The organism is Pantoea sp. S61 (assembly GCF_016625145.1).
Lineage (GTDB): Bacteria > Pseudomonadota > Gammaproteobacteria > Enterobacterales > Enterobacteriaceae > Pantoea > Pantoea rwandensis_B.
This window is the reverse complement of sequence record NZ_JACVUO010000001.1, coordinates 120,674-135,910: the sequence shown is the minus strand read 5'-3', so window position 1 is coordinate 135,910 and position 15,237 is coordinate 120,674. Positions and strand designations below refer to the sequence as shown.

Below are 15,237 nucleotides of genomic sequence, written 5' to 3'. Positions count from 1 at the left end.
ATCAGACTCCTGCTTGTGGCTGCCAGTCGTCCGGGATCACGGCGATCACATCAATTTCCATCAGCCACTGCGGCTGACCCAGCCCTGAAATCACCAGCCCGGTTGAGATCGGATACACGCCCTTCAGCCATTTACCCACGACCTGATAAACCGGCTCGCGGTAACGTGGGTCAATAATATAGGTGGTGGTTTTGACGATGTGTGACAGATCGCTGCCCGCCTCTTCCAGCAGTTGCTTCACGTTTTTCATCGCCTGATCGGCCTGTGCCGCCGGATCGCCAAGCCCAATCAGATTGCCCTCGAAGTCAGTACCGATTTGACCGCGTACGTAAACGGTATTGCCGGCACGCACAGCCTGGCAAAGATCGTTGTCGAGGTTTTGATTAGGATACGTTTCTTTGGTGTTGAATTTGCGGATGCGTGTATGTGTGCTCATGTCTGCCTGCGAAGATGTGTGGATGTCCCGCAAGGTATACCGCGCGGCGCGCGGCAGACAAAACAGCATTAACCGAGGTGTTGGTTTTGAAAATCCTAATCCGGTGAATCAGATGCTATCTGCCACGAAAGGCAGATAGACTTTTATTCGCCCTGGCACGCATTCATCAACCATGACACCAGTTCCCCTGCAGGCATTTCTCGCGCCAGCGCCGCACCCTGCCCAGCCCACTGCGCGCCATAGCCGTGGTGCTGTTTCGCCGCAGCGGCAGCAGCCAGCGCTTTGCCTAGCGAATAGGTCAACGGATAATCCGGCACATCACTGGCCGCGAAGTCACGGCTGAAATCGCAGAAATCATTGCGTAAACAGCGCGCCTGACGACCAGAAATCGCAGCGGTAAGTTCGGTGCCGGTTGCACTGGCCTGTTTCATTGCCGCGCGATAAGCCGCGTTCGCTGCTGATTCCGGGCATAACAAGAAGGCGGTGCCCAACTGAACACCGGTTGCGCCCAGTTGCAACATGGCAGCGATACCCGTGCTATCCATGATGCCCCCCGCTGCGATGAGTGGATGCGCAGTGTGCTGGCGGATTGCCTGCACCAGCGTGAACGTCGACATTTGATGGTCGAAAGCCTGAGGATCAAAATGCCCGCGATGCCCGCCTGCCTCAATCCCCTGCGCCACGATGAAATCAATGCCGCTGCGCGCGATAGTCAAGGCTTCCGCCACACTGGTCGCCGTGGCCAGTAAGACGATCCCTCGCGCCTTGAGTCGCTGAATGACTGCCGCTGAAGGGAGACCAAAATGAAAGCTCACCGCTGCCGGTGCCGACTGCTCAATGACGCTGAGCATCGCGTCATTATTCAGGAAGGTTTGATAGATCTCGGTGAGCGCCTCAGGTATCGCGGCGTCATAGCGCGCAAACAACGGCGCAAAGCGATCGATCCACGCCTGCTCACGCGCAACATTCCGTTCTGCGGGTGCATGGCAAAACAGATTAACGTTGATGGGGCCATGGGTAAGCGCCTGCGTTTGCGCGATCATCACTGCCGCCTGCTCAGGAGTGGATGCCCCCACGCCGATTGAACCGAGCGCACCGGCATTGGAGACGGCAGCAGCCATTTCAGGCGTGGAGACGCCCGCCATCGGCGCCTGAATAAGCGGGTATTGCAACTGAAGCGCCTGACACAGAGCGTTCATCATATTGTTATTCATCGTTACTCCTTTAATGATTCAGCCTTAAGCAGCACCAGGACGACGGGGCATTTACTAAACATGATTTATCTGATTGCGCAGTCATACGCAGGCAATCAACAAAAGCCGCGAACGGCAGGAGCGTAAAGCGGTTCAGCAAGACGAAACCGACCGACAGCGGCGTCGCCTGTTCATTGGGTTTATGGCGGGAAATCATGGCAATGTCCTTAATCCATTACTGCGATGCCGCTGCAAATGCACCTGGCGTGATGCCAAAATGGGCGCGGAACTTCTTGATGAAATGGCTTTGGTCAAAGAAGCCCACTTCACTGGCGGTGTGCGCGGCATCGAAGCCTTGTGACAACAGTCGTTTTGCCCGCATCAGGCGAATCTGTGTGAGGTATTGATGTACCGATAAGCCGGTCAGCTTCTGGAAGGTGCGCATAAAATGGTATTCGCTTAACCCGGCAACGGTAGCGATTTCACTGACCGCCAGCGGCTGATGGTAATCACTGTGCAGGAAATCGATCGCCTGCCGAATGTCGGCACGTAACGCGTGCCGCTCGCCGCCCTTGAGCGTGCGTTCGCCGTGTTGACGGATCAGCGTGCTCAGCACCTGAAACAACGCACACTCTTTTTCCACAGCGTCCGGACTTTCTTGCATCACGGCGGAAGCCTGCAGCATCTGCTGCGCCAGCAGCGGATCATAACGCATCCCTTCCGCACCAAAATTGAGTTCGCCTTTTCCAGCGATCTGTGACTCCGCAATCTCATTGACCAGATCGGCTGAAGGATAGAACGCGCAGTAATCCCAGCCTTCCTCACGCTGCACCGCTTCTCCGGTGTGCACTTCTCCCGGCAGAATCACCATCACCGTGCCAGCGGCGGCAATGCCCTGTTGACGGCAAATGCGGGTACGTTGTGCCCCTCGGGCAAATGCCGCAATCACAAATTCATCATGAAAATGTGGAGGATAACTGTGCTCGTAACAACGCGCACGCAGGATTTCCATACCGCCGTGCATCGCACGGTCACGCCACAATTTGATGTCATCACGTTTTTCCTGCATCACAAATCCTTCGCTGATGTACTCCGGGAGCAGGATTTTACTATAGCCTTGAACAGAGTGGCTTAAAATGGGTGCATCTGTTGAGAAGGTTTTGGAAAATTGTTATGTCGTCGAAGAGTCAGACCCTGCCGAAACACAGCGATCCGCTGAGTTTTCGCGCGGGTTTTATCGCCTGTTTACCTACCGTGCCAGGTTATCTGAGTATCGGTTTTGCTGCGGGTGCCATTGGTACGCTGGCCGGTTTTTCCGTATTACAAACCGCGCTGCTGGCGACGCTGCTTTACACCGGCTCGGCGCAGTTCTTATTTTATTCGCTGTGGGCCGCGGGTGCAGAAATGACCTCGGTGGTGTTGAGCGTCATGCTGGTTAACCTGCGTTATTTGTTGATGAGTTCGGCGATTAGCGTGTTTTTCCGGGGCCAAAGCGGTTGGCAAAAAGTCGTCAGCGGCCTGCTGCTCACCGATGAAACCTTCGGTGTCGCAGTACAGCACGGCAGTCAACACGGCAAAATCGCCTTCGCCTGGATGTTCGGTCTCAACCTGCCCGCCTGGCTGAACTGGATTATTGCCTGCGTGATTGGCGCTTATGCCGCTTCTGCCGTCCCCGAATCACTGATGGCTGGGTTGAGTTTCAGTCTGGTTTCGATGTTTATTGGGCTAATTTTAATGACGTGGTTCGCCAGTCGCCGTAAATGGCTGGAAACACTGGCGATTGTGGTTGCCGTGCTGGTGACCTTTTTCTCTGCGGGACATCTCGATCTCAGCGTGGTCGTCATCATCGCCGCCTCGATTGCCGCAAGTTTAGCCACGCTGCTGTTACGTATGCAGCACAAGGAAGGAAACTGATATGGAACGGAATGTCCTGATGACCATTGTGGTGGCCGCGCTGATTACGGCCGTGATGCGTGTCGGCCCGATTCTGCTGCTTTCCCACTTCCGACTCGCTCCGCTGGCGCAACAGTGGCTGAGCTTTATTCCTGCGGGCATCATGGCGGCCATTGTCACGGCCGAATTAATCGAAAAACCGGCGTTAACGCCTTCTGGCTTGAGTTTATCATTACTGGCGGCGCTGATTGCGGCGATCACCGGCATTGTCACGCGGGGTTTGTTTGCCACCGTCCTGGCAGGCATGGTGGCGTATACTGCGCTGCGTTATGGATTTGGTTTATAACGTGAAACAATGGGTGCGGAATGCATTCCGCACCGTGATATCAACCCGCCTCTGGTGCAGGTGTCCGTTTTCCCTTCAACATATTTCTCAACGCCGGTTCGAGATATTTGGTGATAAACCAGGCCAAATAATAGAGTCCTGCGGCGACCACAATCGGCATCAGCAGCATGACTGTTTCACTTCTGATATGCACATTCATTTTAATCAGTATGGCAATCATGAGGTTTTCATGTATCAGATAGTAAGCGTAACTGGCAAAACCTATTGCAGTGAAAAATCGAACGGATAACAAACGTTCCAGTTGTTTTGAATAAAAACTGGCAATAAAGAAAAGCATGACCAGCAGTAAGGGAATGACCGTAAGGGCACCCGCATTTTTAACGTAGTAGCTGAGGTTAATGAGTATCGCGACAACCACAACCGCATAATGAAAGCCTTTGTCACGGCCATGCATTCTTTCATACACCAGACAACCGATCATAAACCACGCGTAGTGGATAAAACCAAATTTAGCGATAACATCGATAAAAATGGGATGGCCTAACGATTTTAATACCGACGAAGCAGATAACAGCAGCATGGGCACCAGCAAGCCCGGCAAGCAATATTTTCGTCCCAGAGTAAAATAGATGGCGCCAATGATCAGATAGAATACGGCTTCCACGTACAGCGACCAAAATGAGCCAGCCATCGATTTAAATTCAATACCGGTTATTTGTGTCAGCGTTTCAGGATTGGTGAAGATCAGCCCAGGCAGCAGATTCCTGACATAAGGCGTCATCACTGACCACTCAGGGAAAAGTCCGCCCACAGCATAAAGTAATAAACTGGCAATCAACATGGCAGGAAACAGGCGTAGCCAGCGTTTTTTTAGGAAGCTGATATAGCCGTCTGACTTATCCAGCGTCATAAAAATGACAAAGCCAGATATCATGAAAAATAACTCTACACCAAGCCAGCCGAATGAAAATACAGGAATATGTTGTGTAAGGTTGGTATAGGGCAAGAGTTCTGGCCAGCGTGCATAGGCGTGGTAACCAATGACCATTAAGATGGCTAAACCACGCATTCCGTCAAGATGCTTGATGCGTGCGTGCATAATTCCCTCAGGAAAGATGTCCGGATGTGTAAACTCAACTTAGCACTGACAGTTCTTTACTCACAATAAGACTTAGTCTGATTAAAATTTCACTTAATACACGCTCTGTTAATGTATAAATGACCAAGCATCACTTTACACTGGACTGCCTAATCCAGTTATGATTCATCCAAAACCGGCTATTTATCAGCGCTTATCATCATGGCTCTGCTTAATTAACCCTTATATTGGATAAATAACAAACCAGCTATAACCAGAGCGATAATGGGTTTGTTCATCGGTTTTCAATAATGGCGTTAATGAATTGAAAATGACACCTTTTAAAGAGTTGCGATTTATTCCGGTGGCAGCGCCTGTAAAATTCGCTGCGCATCATCTGCCGTCAACGAATAGTCATAAAATTGATGATAAAACGCCTGCGTAGCGCTCACCAAATCAAGCTGTGGGAACAACGCTGGATGCAACTGTTTGGCGGCCCATTGAATCTGTAGCGCGACTTCGGTGCCGTAACTATCCCACGGGAACACCCCTGCCGGGTTCTGCCACACACGATGTTGTTGAACGGCTTTTACGCTGCCAAACAATGTCTTAAACTCTGAATCCGCCAGCGATCCGGCGCCCGCACCAATGATGATGACGTCAGGATTCCCGCGAATCACTTCTTCAGGCGAAATGGGCTTCATATTACCGTCAATACCCGCAGCGACATTACGACCACCCGCAAGTTGAATCCAGGTATCAATCAGCGTATTGCGCCCATCGACTTTTAGTGGATGCAGCGACTGGATATGCAACACCCGTGGACGCTGTGCCTCACTTAAACCCGCCGTTATCCCGCTGATGTCAGCAATGTGCTGATCAAGGTAGCGGTTATAAGCTTCTGCTCGTTTCGCCGCCTCTGGCGTGCCCACCACATGCGCTGTCGTGATCAGTGAACGCTTCATGGACGCGAAATCGTCGAAATTCATTGCCAGTACCGGAATACCCGCAAGTCGATACGATTCTGCGTCAGGATCATTCGCTGGAACAAAGATGGCATCAACGTGACGCACCACCAGCGCTTCACTGGCGAAAGATTTTCCCTTCGCCTGCAATGCCTGATGAAGAGACGGCTGAACTTTAAACATCCACGGTCGGTCAGCAGGATGATTCACCGTGGCCACGATGCGATCCCCCGCCCCCAGGGTCATTAATAACGAGTGATGCGCAAACCAGGCGTCAGCAATATGCATCGCCGGTTTGCTGATTTCGACATGATTGCCAGTGTCATCAATCACCGTTTGGGCTGAAGCCAATGTACTCACCATCAACATCGGTAATAACCGACGCCACATATTGCTCATCGTTCTCTCCTTTAGAAGTTAAGTTGCATGGAGACCTGCACCATTCGCGGCGCGCCGAGGGAAGCGCTGGCATAGCCTACCCCGCTGTATCCGTTCAAACCACCGGGCACAATATTGGTCCAGTAATGACGGTTGGTCAGGTTAGTGACATCAAGTCGGAAAGTCGTGGCGGTATCGAACAGATGCGTTTTGTAAGCTGCACCGGCATCCAGCGTGGTATAGCTGCCGACCCAACCGTCATTCTGATTGTCAGTGGTGCGGCGCCCCACGTAGTGCATGCCGCCGTGAATGTCGGTACCGCTGAACATCGGCAAATCGTAAGCGGCAAACAGGCTGGCGGTGTAACGCGGCAAGCCGACAATCTGCTTGTCATCGGTTTGCGTGCTGGCGGTGTCCAGCAGACGCGGATCTAACCACGTCATGCCACCAAACAGATGCAAACGTTCGGAGAGATCACCATCCGCCATCAGTTCCAGCCCACGGTTCCGCTGTTCGCCATCAATAGCGTAATCGCCGCTGCTGTTGGTATAGGCAAACGGGCGTTTAATCTGGAACAGCGCGGCGGTTAGCAGCAGTTTATTCACCGCCAGCTTACTGCCCACTTCCACCTGGCGGCTGCGATACGGTGCCAGAATGGCACCGGCATTATTGGCTGTGGCCGGCGCAATATCCCCTTGTTGCAGGCTGTCAGCGTAGGTGACATACAACGTCAGGGGATCCACAGGCTTATACATCAGGCTGGCAGCGCCGCTGAATCCGCTGTTGGCTGAATCGCTGCTGCGGCTGCCGGTTTTACTGTAGTTAGACGAACTGAGCAGGCTCTCACTGCCCGCCAATAACAGGCTCCATTGCGGGGAGAACTGCAGATTATCACTGAGCAGAAATGCATGCTGGGTCGCTGTGGCGGAATGGTAGCGGTCGGTAAAATCAGGGTAATTCGGTTCGTCAAATGCCTGAGGATTATCCAGCGAAGCGCTGCCCAAAGTCGAAGTCGCACCGTTGCGCGGGTTATCGTTTTTCCAGACAAAACCGCGCACACCGGTAGAGATTTGATGATGAATCCAGCCGGTGTCCACTTCCCCATTCAAATTGGCCATGTAACTGTTAATCGTAAAGCGGCTGGCAGTGGCAGACGAAGTGGTTGTGGTGTAATTGCCATGACTGTCGGTGAAGGTGTTGGTCACCGCCGTGGATTCGCGATCGGCAATCTGGCGTAAAACGCCGATTTCCCCCTGCCAGTTTCCGTTAAAATCATGTTTGATATGCAGGCCAGCGGTCAGCGTGTGGTTGTCATCACCCGCATAAGATTGCCCCAGGTGCGCCGTTTTCGGATCGGGTGCAGAGGGGAATGACAAACCCTTGCCAAGCGCAAATTTACCCGGCAGCCCTTTGTCGTAAAAGTGGTAATAGCTAAAGTTGGTTTCCAGTACCGTTTGGTCAGTCAAATTGGCATCGAGCGCCAGACTGAACAGCTGACGGCGAACTTTGCTGCCTTTCACATAGCCATCGCCCTCGTCATCGAGGACATTAAGGCGATAACGCAGGCGATCATGACTATCCAGCGGCCCGCTGAAATCACCGGCCAACTGATGGGTTAATCCGGTGCCTGCGCCGACGGTAATGGCGTGCTGCGGTGCGTCACTGGCGCGTTTGCTAACGAAATTGAATAAGCCCGCAGGGTTGGCCGGACCGTATAGAGACCCAGCAAGACCATTCAATATCTCAATGTGATCAAACTGCTCGGCGGCGTAGTCGGTGGTCGACACCACATTCAGCCCATCGATCATGCTGTTCTGCACCACACTTCCCTGCATGCCTCGCGTTTGTGGGCGCGCGCCCTCTCCCTGCACCGAGGGCAGATAGCGATACAGATCACTCACACTTTTCAACTGCTGGCGCTTCATCAAATCAGGTGACACGGTTTGCACCGACCAGGGCGTATTGCGCACTTCCTGTTGACCAAGATTGCCCAGGGTGGCTTTTTTATCGGTTTCCGCAGAGGGTTGATTTGCAGAAGCAGTAACAGCAAGTGTCGGTTGCTCGGATGTGGCATACAGCGGAACGGAGGACAATAACATGGCACTGGTGAAACCTGTTTTCACCAGGGTGATACGCTTGATAAACATGACATTTCCAGGATGACTGACAAAAAGGGGGAACGCGTAAGACTATCGCTATATTTTCGATTATATATCGATAAAATTCGTCAACCTATTGTTTATCAGCGTTATATTACTAATCCGTCACTGTTTTTTGGGCGAAAGGCCCGGGGCCGATGGATTCTCGCATCACCACTTCACCAGAAAAGCGCTGGCGATTGCGCATTTCGCCCCCGTCGAGCATGGAGACCAGTCGTGAGAGCGTTTCCTGAATCATATCCGTTACCGGCATTTTCACGCTGGAGAGCGACGGAACGGTAAACGGGGCCAGTGGAATATCATCAAATCCCAGCACGGATACCTGTGCCGGAACCGCAATGTTGTTTGAGGCCAGCGCTTTTAACGCCCCTACGGCCATATCGTCATTACTGGCCACCAACGCGCTAAAGCGGCTGCCCTGTTTCAACAACGTGTCCACCGCCGCCACGCCATTTTGCGCCTGCCACTTCCCTTCAATAATTAACGCTTGCTGCACAGGAATCTGATGTTTTGCCAGCGCCGAGTGGTAACCCGCCAGGCGCTCCCGTCCGGTGGGTGAATCGAGCGAACCGGTGATAAAGGCAATGTCACGATGACCCCGTTTGATTAACGCTTCCACAGCGTCGGCACTGCTGCGCTGTTGGTCGGCGTAAATGCAGTAACTGTCGTGTTGCCGCAGACGGCGATTGATCACCAAAATCGGATGCGGGTGCTGATCAATGATGGCGTCCATTTCATCGGGAGTGAGAAAGCGCGGATAGATGATGACGCCGTCACAGCGCAAATCGAGCAGAAATTGAATCGCAGCACGCTCCTCTTCCGCACTGTGTTTGCCATCCACCAATAGCAGTTGTCGCCCCTGCTGCTCCATCAGTCGGGCGGAATGCTGCATGAGCTCAGTAAAATAGCTGCCGGAATAGAGGGTGTTGGTGATCACCAGGCCAATAGTCTGGCTCGACTTGGTTGCCAGATTTCGCGCCAGCAAATTGGGGCGAAAGCCGGTTTCCGCGATGGCCTTAAACACCAATTCCCGCTTCTCTTCGCTGACATAACCGTTGCCGGACAGCACACGTGACACCGTGGCTTTCGATACGCCTGCGACCTTCGCCACCTCAACTATGGTTGCCATTTTTCACTCTGATTTACGCCTGTATCGCTGAAGTGTACGTGACTGCTCACCGCCCTAAAAGGCGATGCTTCCCATTTCATAGGCTGCAACCGCCGATATAGCGGATTTACGCAAGCCTCAATGGGCTTTGACGACGTGACCCGCCGCCATTAAATCGGTTATGCCCTTCTGCCGTATGTTGATAGCCGCGTTTATATCGCGGTCATGGTCAGCATGACAGGCAGGGCATTGCCATTCGCGCACCTTCAGCGGCATATCTGCCATCTTGTGACCGCAACTATGGCAGGTTTTAGAGCTGGCGAACCACTGATCCAGTTTGACAAGGTGGACACCCGCGCTTTCGGCTTTATAAGCCAGTTTCGCGACAAATTCGCTCCATGCGGCATCCCCGATATGACGGGCAAGGCGGCGATTTTTCATCATGTTTGCAGATTTCAACGTTTCCACTACTACCGCTTGATTGTCGTCGATAATTGAGCGTGAAAGTTTGTGTAGAAAATCGGCACGGGCATTGGTTACACGTTCGTGTTGCGCTGCCAGTTTGATTCTGGCTTTTGCCCTGTTAGCACTACCTTTCTTTTTGCGTGAAAGGGTTTTGCTATCACGGCGCAAGCGGCAATAAGCGTTGACCAGAAAGCGCGGGTTAGGGGTTTTCTCGCCATCGTCACGGATTAAATAGTCTTTTAACCCTATGTCATACCCTGTTACAGCAGTGATACAGGTCGGCTTTGCTGGCGCTTCTTGTCCATCATCGGCGAGTATCGAGGCGTAGTATTTGCCAGTAGGGGAGCGTGTGATTGTCAGGCTGGAAACCTTGCCGGCAATTTCACGGTGAATGTTCGCCCGGATAGGGGTCATTTTCGGCAACTGGATCGCGTCGGTTAATACCTTGCCGTTAGGGTGATAACTGGATTGTTTACCGCGCTTGCTTTTAAACGTGGGCTTACCTGCTTTCAGTTTCCTGTTAAAGAAATTGGAATAGGCTTTATCCAGATTAATCACGGCTTGCTGCAATGCCAGTGAATCATATTCTTTTAGCCAGCTATAACGGCGTGACTTTTTGGCCACTGCCAGCAGTGGTTTTAAGTCGCGTTTGACGTTCAAAGAAACGCCGTGTTGCTGGTACATATGGCGGCTGATATGTAGGGCTTTATTGTAGGCAAAACGCACCGCGCCGAACTGCGCATTTAAGAATGCGGTTTGCTCTGCGTCGGGGTAAATGCGTACTTTAGTCGCTCTTTTCAATTTCAGTGCTCATGTATAGAATCCAGATAATATATGGTTTTGGTCGAGGGTTTTCAAGTGAGTGTACATGACGCAGCTTTAGAAGGTTATTTGAAGCGCCGCCATAGCGTCAGTAAATTGGTGGTTCACCTGATTTTTACTACAAAGTACCGCCGTAAGATTTTTGACGGCGATATGATTGACCAGATCCGGCAAGCGTTTTTATCCGCTGCCGAAAAGCTGGAGATTGAAATTTTGGAAATGGACGGGGAAGCGGATCATGTTCACATCCTGGTAGCATACCCGCCGAAACTGGCGGTTAGTGTGCTGGTCAATAATTTGAAGTCGATTAGTAGCCGTCAGGTGCGCATTTTAAATACGCATTTACGAAAGGCGAGTAATAGCGGGGTGCTCTGGTCACGCTCCTATTTCGCCTGTAGTGCTGGCGGCGCAACAATAGAAACGCTGAAAGCGTATGTTAGATCGCAAGAAACCCCTGGTTAGCTCCCTTATATCCCCACCCGATTGGGCGAGGGACACGCGCTTTTTGCTAAGTCGCGAATTACGCGGAGATTTTTTTAACTGTGTTGATTGCTTGCCTTAACTTATCAATCGATCAGCATCACATTTTTAAACATCAAATTTTAAACTTCTTGCCTGTCAGGGATTTCATATTCATGATTTTGTGAAACCGGTTTCTCATGACTCGCTAATGATAAGCGGGCGATCGTACCCCTACTTAAAAAAATCAGAGACCTACAACTCATGGCTAAAAATTATGCTGACGTTTCACGCGCCATCGTGGCTTCGCTCGGCGGCTTAACCAATATTGAAGCTGTCACGCACTGCATGACGCGCCTGCGCTTCGTTTTGCGGGACACTGCCCTGATCGATAACGCTACGCTGAAAGCGATTCCGGGCGTGATGGGCGTGGTGCATACCGACACCCAATGCCAGGTGATCATTGGCAATAACGTTAATCTCGCGTATCAGGAAGTGCTTAAACTCGGCACACCCAATAGCGACAACAGCGCCCCGATAAAACGAAAAATCACCCTGCGCACGATTGGCGCAGGCATTCTCGATGCGCTGGTGGGCACCATGTCGCCACTGATCCCCGCGATCATCGGGGGATCGATGGTGAAACTGCTGGCAATGGTGCTGGAGATGAGCGGTGTACTGGCGAAAGGTTCGTCTACGCTGGTGATACTGAATGTCATCGGTGACGGCGCCTTTTTCTTCCTGCCGGTAATGGTGGCGGCCTCGGCAGCCCTGAAATTTAAAACCAATATGTCATTAGCCATTGCGATTGCGGGCGTGCTGGTTCATCCCAACTTTATTGATTTAATGGCCAAAGCGGCGCAAGGCCAGACCGTTGAGTTTGCCTACATCCCGGTGACGGCGGTGAAATACACCTACACCGTCATCCCGGCGTTGGTGATGACGTGGATCCTGTCGCATATCGAATATTGGGTCGATCGCTTTACCCCTGCAGTCACCAAAAACTTCCTCAAACCGATGCTGATTGTGTTGATTGCCGCGCCGATTGCCATTGTGCTGATTGGTCCACTCGGTATCTGGATTGGTAGCGGCATTTCAGCCCTGGTTTACACCATTCATGGCTATCTGGGCTGGTTGTCCGTGGCGATCATGGGCGCGCTGTGGCCGCTGCTGGTGATGACGGGCATGCACCGCGTCTTCACCCCCACCATCATTCAGACCATTGCGGAAACCGGCAAAGAAGGCATGGTGATGCCCTCTGAAATCGGTGCCAATCTGTCACTTGGCGGCTCATCGCTGGCGGTAGCCTTTAAAACTAAAAACCCGGAACTGCGTCAGACCGCTTTTGCTGCCGCTGCCTCGGCGATTGTGGCCGGAATTTCGGAACCTGCTCTGTATGGTGTTGCGGTGCGGCTTAAACGACCGCTGATTGCCAGCCTGATCAGCGGATTTATCTGTGGCGCGGTAGCCGGTATCGGCGGGCTGGCCAGTCACTCCATGGCCTCACCCGGCTTGTTTACCAGCGTACAGTTTTTTGATCCGGCCAACCCGATGAGCATTGTGTGGGTGGGTGGCGTCATGGTGTTGTCGGTGGTGCTTTCATTTGTTCTGACGCTGATTCTTGGCTTTGAAGATATTCCGGTGAGTGAAACAGCGCAGCCTAAACCGGTTGCGGATCCTGCTAAAGCCGTCAATGTGAATTGATTAACTGAGGTTTTTTATGTCTGAAGTGACATTTCCTGAGGGATTTTTATGGGGCGGCGCGTTAGCCGCCAATCAGTCAGAGGGGAGCTATCTGGCGGGCGGTAAAGGGTTAACCACGGTGGACATGATTCCTCATGGCGAACACCGCATGCCAGTCAAACTGGGGCTGGAACCGCGTTTTACCCTGCGTGACGATGAATACTATCCCAGCCACGATGCCATCGATTTTTATCGTCGCTACAAAGAAGATATCGCCTTAATGGCGGAGATGGGCTTTACCGTGTTTCGTACGTCGATTGCCTGGAGCCGCATCTACCCGAAAGGCGATGAATTAACGCCAAATCCTGAGGGTATCGCTTTTTACCGTAGCCTGTTCGAAGAGTGCCAGAAGTACGGTATCACCCCGCTGGTGACGTTATGCCACTTTGACGTGCCGATGCATTTGGTCACCGAGTACGGTTCATGGCGCAATCGTAAGATGATTGAATTCTTCGCCCGCTATGCGCGTACCTGCTTTGACGCTTTCAACGGACTGGTGAAATACTGGCTGACGTTTAACGAGATCAACATTCTGCTGCATAGCCCGTTCTCTGGCGCGGGTTTGGTATTCGGACCAGAGGATAATCCAGAGCAGGTGAAATATCAGGCGGCGCATCATGAGCTGGTCGCCAGTGCGCTGGTCACGAAAATTGCCCACGAGATTAACCCTGAAAACCAGGTGGGCTGCATGCTGGCAGGCGGCAATTTCTATCCATGGTCATGCAATCCTGAAGATGTCTGGGCGGCGCTGGAGAAAGATCGCGAGAATCTGTTCTTTATCGATGTGCAGGCGCGCGGTGCTTATCCCTCTTATGCCGCTCGCGTATTTCGTGAGAAAGGCATTGAGATCCAGTGGCAGGATGGTGATGCAGAACTCCTGCGACATACGGTAGATTTTGTTTCCTTCAGCTATTACGCCTCACGCTGTGCCTCGGCCGATATGAACGAGAAAAACAGCAGTGCGGCCAATGTGGTGAAATCGCTAACTAACCCGCATATCTCCCGGAGTGCCTGGGGCTGGGGTATCGATCCCTTAGGCCTGCGCATCACCATGAACATGATGTACGACCGCTACCAAAAGCCGCTATTTTTGGTGGAAAACGGCCTGGGTGCGCGCGACGAAATCGATGCCAACGGCGAGATTCATGACGATTACCGCATTAGCTATCTGAAGCAGCATATCCAGGCAATGGGCGAAGCGATTGCTGATGGCATTCCGGTCATGGGCTACACCACCTGGGGATGCATTGATCTGGTCGCGGCCTCAACGGGCGAGATGAGTAAACGCTACGGCTTTGTTTACGTTGATCGTGATGATCAGGGTAAAGGCTCACTGGCGCGCACCCGCAAAAAGTCCTTCTGGTGGTATAAAAAAGTGATTGCCAGCAATGGCCGCGATTTAAGCGAATAATCTTTGCGATTCACTGCCGGGCGATGTCACTTCGCCCGGCATGTTTATTAAAATACCGCACTGAATTTTCTATTAATTATTGGATCTGATTATCCTGCCAGCGTTAAAAGTCCGCGTTTTCCGCCATTGAACACCTGTACTCTTTTATAAATGCCGATGGTACTATTTGCGCGTTGAACCCAGCGGAATGCCGGCATGTTACGTATTGAACCTCGTCTTCACCCTCGTGAACTCTTATTTCTGCTTTTGGCTCAGCTTAAAGCCGCACTGACCTGCATTATCACAATGGCACTGTTGATATTGCCGCTCTCATTTCCCGCAGCGGCGGCACAAAACCCCGCGACCAAAGATGACAAAGCCAATCGTATTGTCAGCGGCATTATCAGCTTCACCCGCTGGCCCGCGCTGCACGATGCTCCACAGTTATGTGTGTTCAGTTCAGCGCGCCACGTCAATTTCCCTGCCAGCACCACGGCGACGTCGCTGCCATTCAGTGTGGTTTATCTCAACAGTGACAGTGAGTTAGCCAGCAATCGCTGTGATGCCCTCTATTTCGGTGAGCAGTCACCGCAGCAGCAGACCGAATTGCTCAGCCTGGAGAAAAGCCACGCTGTTCTCTCTTTGGCTGAAAATAATACCGATTGCGCCATCGGAGCCGCTTTCTGTCTTATTTTTAATACCGATCATCCGATGTTTGCCGTAAACCTGGATTCACTGGCGCGCAGTGGCGTGCGCGTGAGCCCGGATGTGTTATTGCTGTCGCGCAAAGGAAGCCAATAAG

At 52.2% G+C, this 15,237-nt stretch carries 13 protein-coding genes and 1 pseudogene; 6 read left to right on the top strand and 8 right to left on the bottom strand.

All coding sequences use genetic code 11. From position 1 onward, the window contains the following. Position 1 precedes the first annotated feature (1 nt). The 3 genes from IAE30_RS00705 to IAE30_RS00695 all read right to left on the bottom strand — a co-directional run bounded on the left by IAE30_RS00705 (position 2) and on the right by IAE30_RS00695 (position 2,698). A complete protein-coding gene (locus IAE30_RS00705) occupies positions 2-436 on the bottom strand; it encodes a RidA family protein (protein WP_200538475.1) in 435 nt (144 codons plus the stop codon). Between the two features lie 143 nt (positions 437-579). Beyond that, entirely contained in the window at positions 580-1,638 is a 1,059-nt protein-coding gene (locus tag IAE30_RS00700; RefSeq protein WP_200678334.1) for a nitronate monooxygenase family protein, read from the bottom strand. A 226-nt stretch (positions 1,639-1,864) separates the two neighbouring features. Then, on the bottom strand, positions 1,865-2,698 hold the full coding sequence (locus tag IAE30_RS00695) for an AraC family transcriptional regulator (protein ID WP_200677812.1): 834 nt from the start codon (positions 2,696-2,698) through the stop codon (positions 1,865-1,867). A 104-nt stretch (positions 2,699-2,802) separates the two neighbouring features. Here IAE30_RS00695 and IAE30_RS00690 point away from each other — a divergent pair, with 104 nt between their 5' ends. Both IAE30_RS00690 and IAE30_RS00685 read left to right on the top strand, forming a co-directional pair. Beyond that, positions 2,803-3,543, top strand: coding sequence for an AzlC family ABC transporter permease (locus IAE30_RS00690; protein WP_200677811.1), 741 nt, complete (start codon positions 2,803-2,805; stop codon positions 3,541-3,543). A 1-nt stretch (position 3,544) separates the two neighbouring features. Then, positions 3,545-3,868, top strand: coding sequence for an AzlD domain-containing protein (locus IAE30_RS00685; RefSeq protein WP_200677810.1), 324 nt, complete (start codon positions 3,545-3,547; stop codon positions 3,866-3,868). A gap of 40 nt (positions 3,869-3,908) precedes the next feature. On the opposite strand, the gene IAE30_RS00680 is transcribed toward IAE30_RS00685, so the two are convergent. The 5 genes and pseudogenes from IAE30_RS00680 to IAE30_RS00660 all read right to left on the bottom strand — a co-directional run. Then, positions 3,909-4,967: an acyltransferase gene (locus tag IAE30_RS00680; RefSeq protein ID WP_200677809.1), complete on the bottom strand. Its 1,059-nt coding sequence runs from the start codon at positions 4,965-4,967 to the stop codon at positions 3,909-3,911. A gap of 335 nt (positions 4,968-5,302) precedes the next feature. Then, the gene (locus IAE30_RS00675; RefSeq protein WP_370585430.1) at positions 5,303-6,310 is read right to left on the bottom strand and encodes an ABC transporter substrate-binding protein; all 1,008 of its coding nucleotides are present in this window, start codon (positions 6,308-6,310) and stop codon (positions 5,303-5,305) included. 11 nt (positions 6,311-6,321) lie between these two features. Continuing rightward, entirely contained in the window at positions 6,322-8,436 is a 2,115-nt protein-coding gene (locus IAE30_RS00670; RefSeq protein ID WP_045832489.1) for a TonB-dependent siderophore receptor, read from the bottom strand. 109 nt (positions 8,437-8,545) lie between these two features. Beyond that, positions 8,546-9,577 (bottom strand): LacI family DNA-binding transcriptional regulator, encoded by a 1,032-nt coding sequence (locus IAE30_RS00665; protein ID WP_200677808.1) that lies wholly within the window; start codon positions 9,575-9,577, stop codon positions 8,546-8,548. A gap of 120 nt (positions 9,578-9,697) precedes the next feature. Further along, positions 9,698-10,822 (bottom strand): annotated as a pseudogene (locus IAE30_RS00660) (RNA-guided endonuclease TnpB family protein); the annotation flags it as partial. A gap of 57 nt (positions 10,823-10,879) precedes the next feature. Between IAE30_RS00660 and tnpA the strand changes: the two are divergent. The 4 genes from tnpA to IAE30_RS00640 all read left to right on the top strand — a co-directional run bounded on the left by tnpA (position 10,880) and on the right by IAE30_RS00640 (position 15,236). Next, on the top strand, positions 10,880-11,305 hold the full coding sequence (tnpA, locus tag IAE30_RS00655; protein WP_200538468.1) for an IS200/IS605 family transposase: 426 nt from the start codon (positions 10,880-10,882) through the stop codon (positions 11,303-11,305). 261 nt (positions 11,306-11,566) lie between these two features. Then, entirely contained in the window at positions 11,567-13,006 is a 1,440-nt protein-coding gene (ascF, locus tag IAE30_RS00650; protein WP_200677807.1) for a PTS cellobiose/arbutin/salicin transporter subunit IIBC, read from the top strand. Positions 13,007-13,022: 16 nt separating this feature from the next. Beyond that, a complete protein-coding gene (locus IAE30_RS00645) occupies positions 13,023-14,456 on the top strand; it encodes a 6-phospho-beta-glucosidase (RefSeq protein ID WP_200677806.1) in 1,434 nt (477 codons plus the stop codon). Between the two features lie 285 nt (positions 14,457-14,741). Beyond that, complete coding sequence (locus tag IAE30_RS00640) at positions 14,742-15,236, top strand: YfiR family protein (protein WP_200538515.1); 495 nt, start codon at positions 14,742-14,744, stop codon at positions 15,234-15,236. The last annotated feature ends 1 nt before the right edge of the window (position 15,237 follow it).

Bases quoted from the DNA above. Each gene is read 5' to 3' on its own strand.
- IAE30_RS00705 (WP_200538475.1), bottom strand. From the start codon at position 436: ATGAGCACACATACACGCATCCGCAAATTCAACACCAAAGAAACGTAT.
- IAE30_RS00700 (WP_200678334.1), bottom strand. From the start codon at position 1,638: ATGATGAACGCTCTGTGTCAGGCGCTTCAGTTGCAATACCCGCTTATT.
- IAE30_RS00695 (WP_200677812.1), bottom strand. From the start codon at position 2,698: ATGCAGGAAAAACGTGATGACATCAAATTGTGGCGTGACCGTGCGATG.
- IAE30_RS00690 (WP_200677811.1), top strand. From the start codon at position 2,803: ATGTCGTCGAAGAGTCAGACCCTGCCGAAACACAGCGATCCGCTGAGT.
- IAE30_RS00685 (WP_200677810.1), top strand. From the start codon at position 3,545: ATGGAACGGAATGTCCTGATGACCATTGTGGTGGCCGCGCTGATTACG.
- IAE30_RS00680 (WP_200677809.1), bottom strand. From the start codon at position 4,967: ATGCACGCACGCATCAAGCATCTTGACGGAATGCGTGGTTTAGCCATC.
- IAE30_RS00675 (WP_370585430.1), bottom strand. From the start codon at position 6,310: ATGAGCAATATGTGGCGTCGGTTATTACCGATGTTGATGGTGAGTACA.
- IAE30_RS00670 (WP_045832489.1), bottom strand. From the start codon at position 8,436: ATGTTTATCAAGCGTATCACCCTGGTGAAAACAGGTTTCACCAGTGCC.
- IAE30_RS00665 (WP_200677808.1), bottom strand. From the start codon at position 9,577: ATGGCAACCATAGTTGAGGTGGCGAAGGTCGCAGGCGTATCGAAAGCC.
- ascF (WP_200677807.1), top strand. From the start codon at position 11,567: ATGGCTAAAAATTATGCTGACGTTTCACGCGCCATCGTGGCTTCGCTC.
- IAE30_RS00645 (WP_200677806.1), top strand. From the start codon at position 13,023: ATGTCTGAAGTGACATTTCCTGAGGGATTTTTATGGGGCGGCGCGTTA.
- IAE30_RS00640 (WP_200538515.1), top strand. From the start codon at position 14,742: ATGGCACTGTTGATATTGCCGCTCTCATTTCCCGCAGCGGCGGCACAA.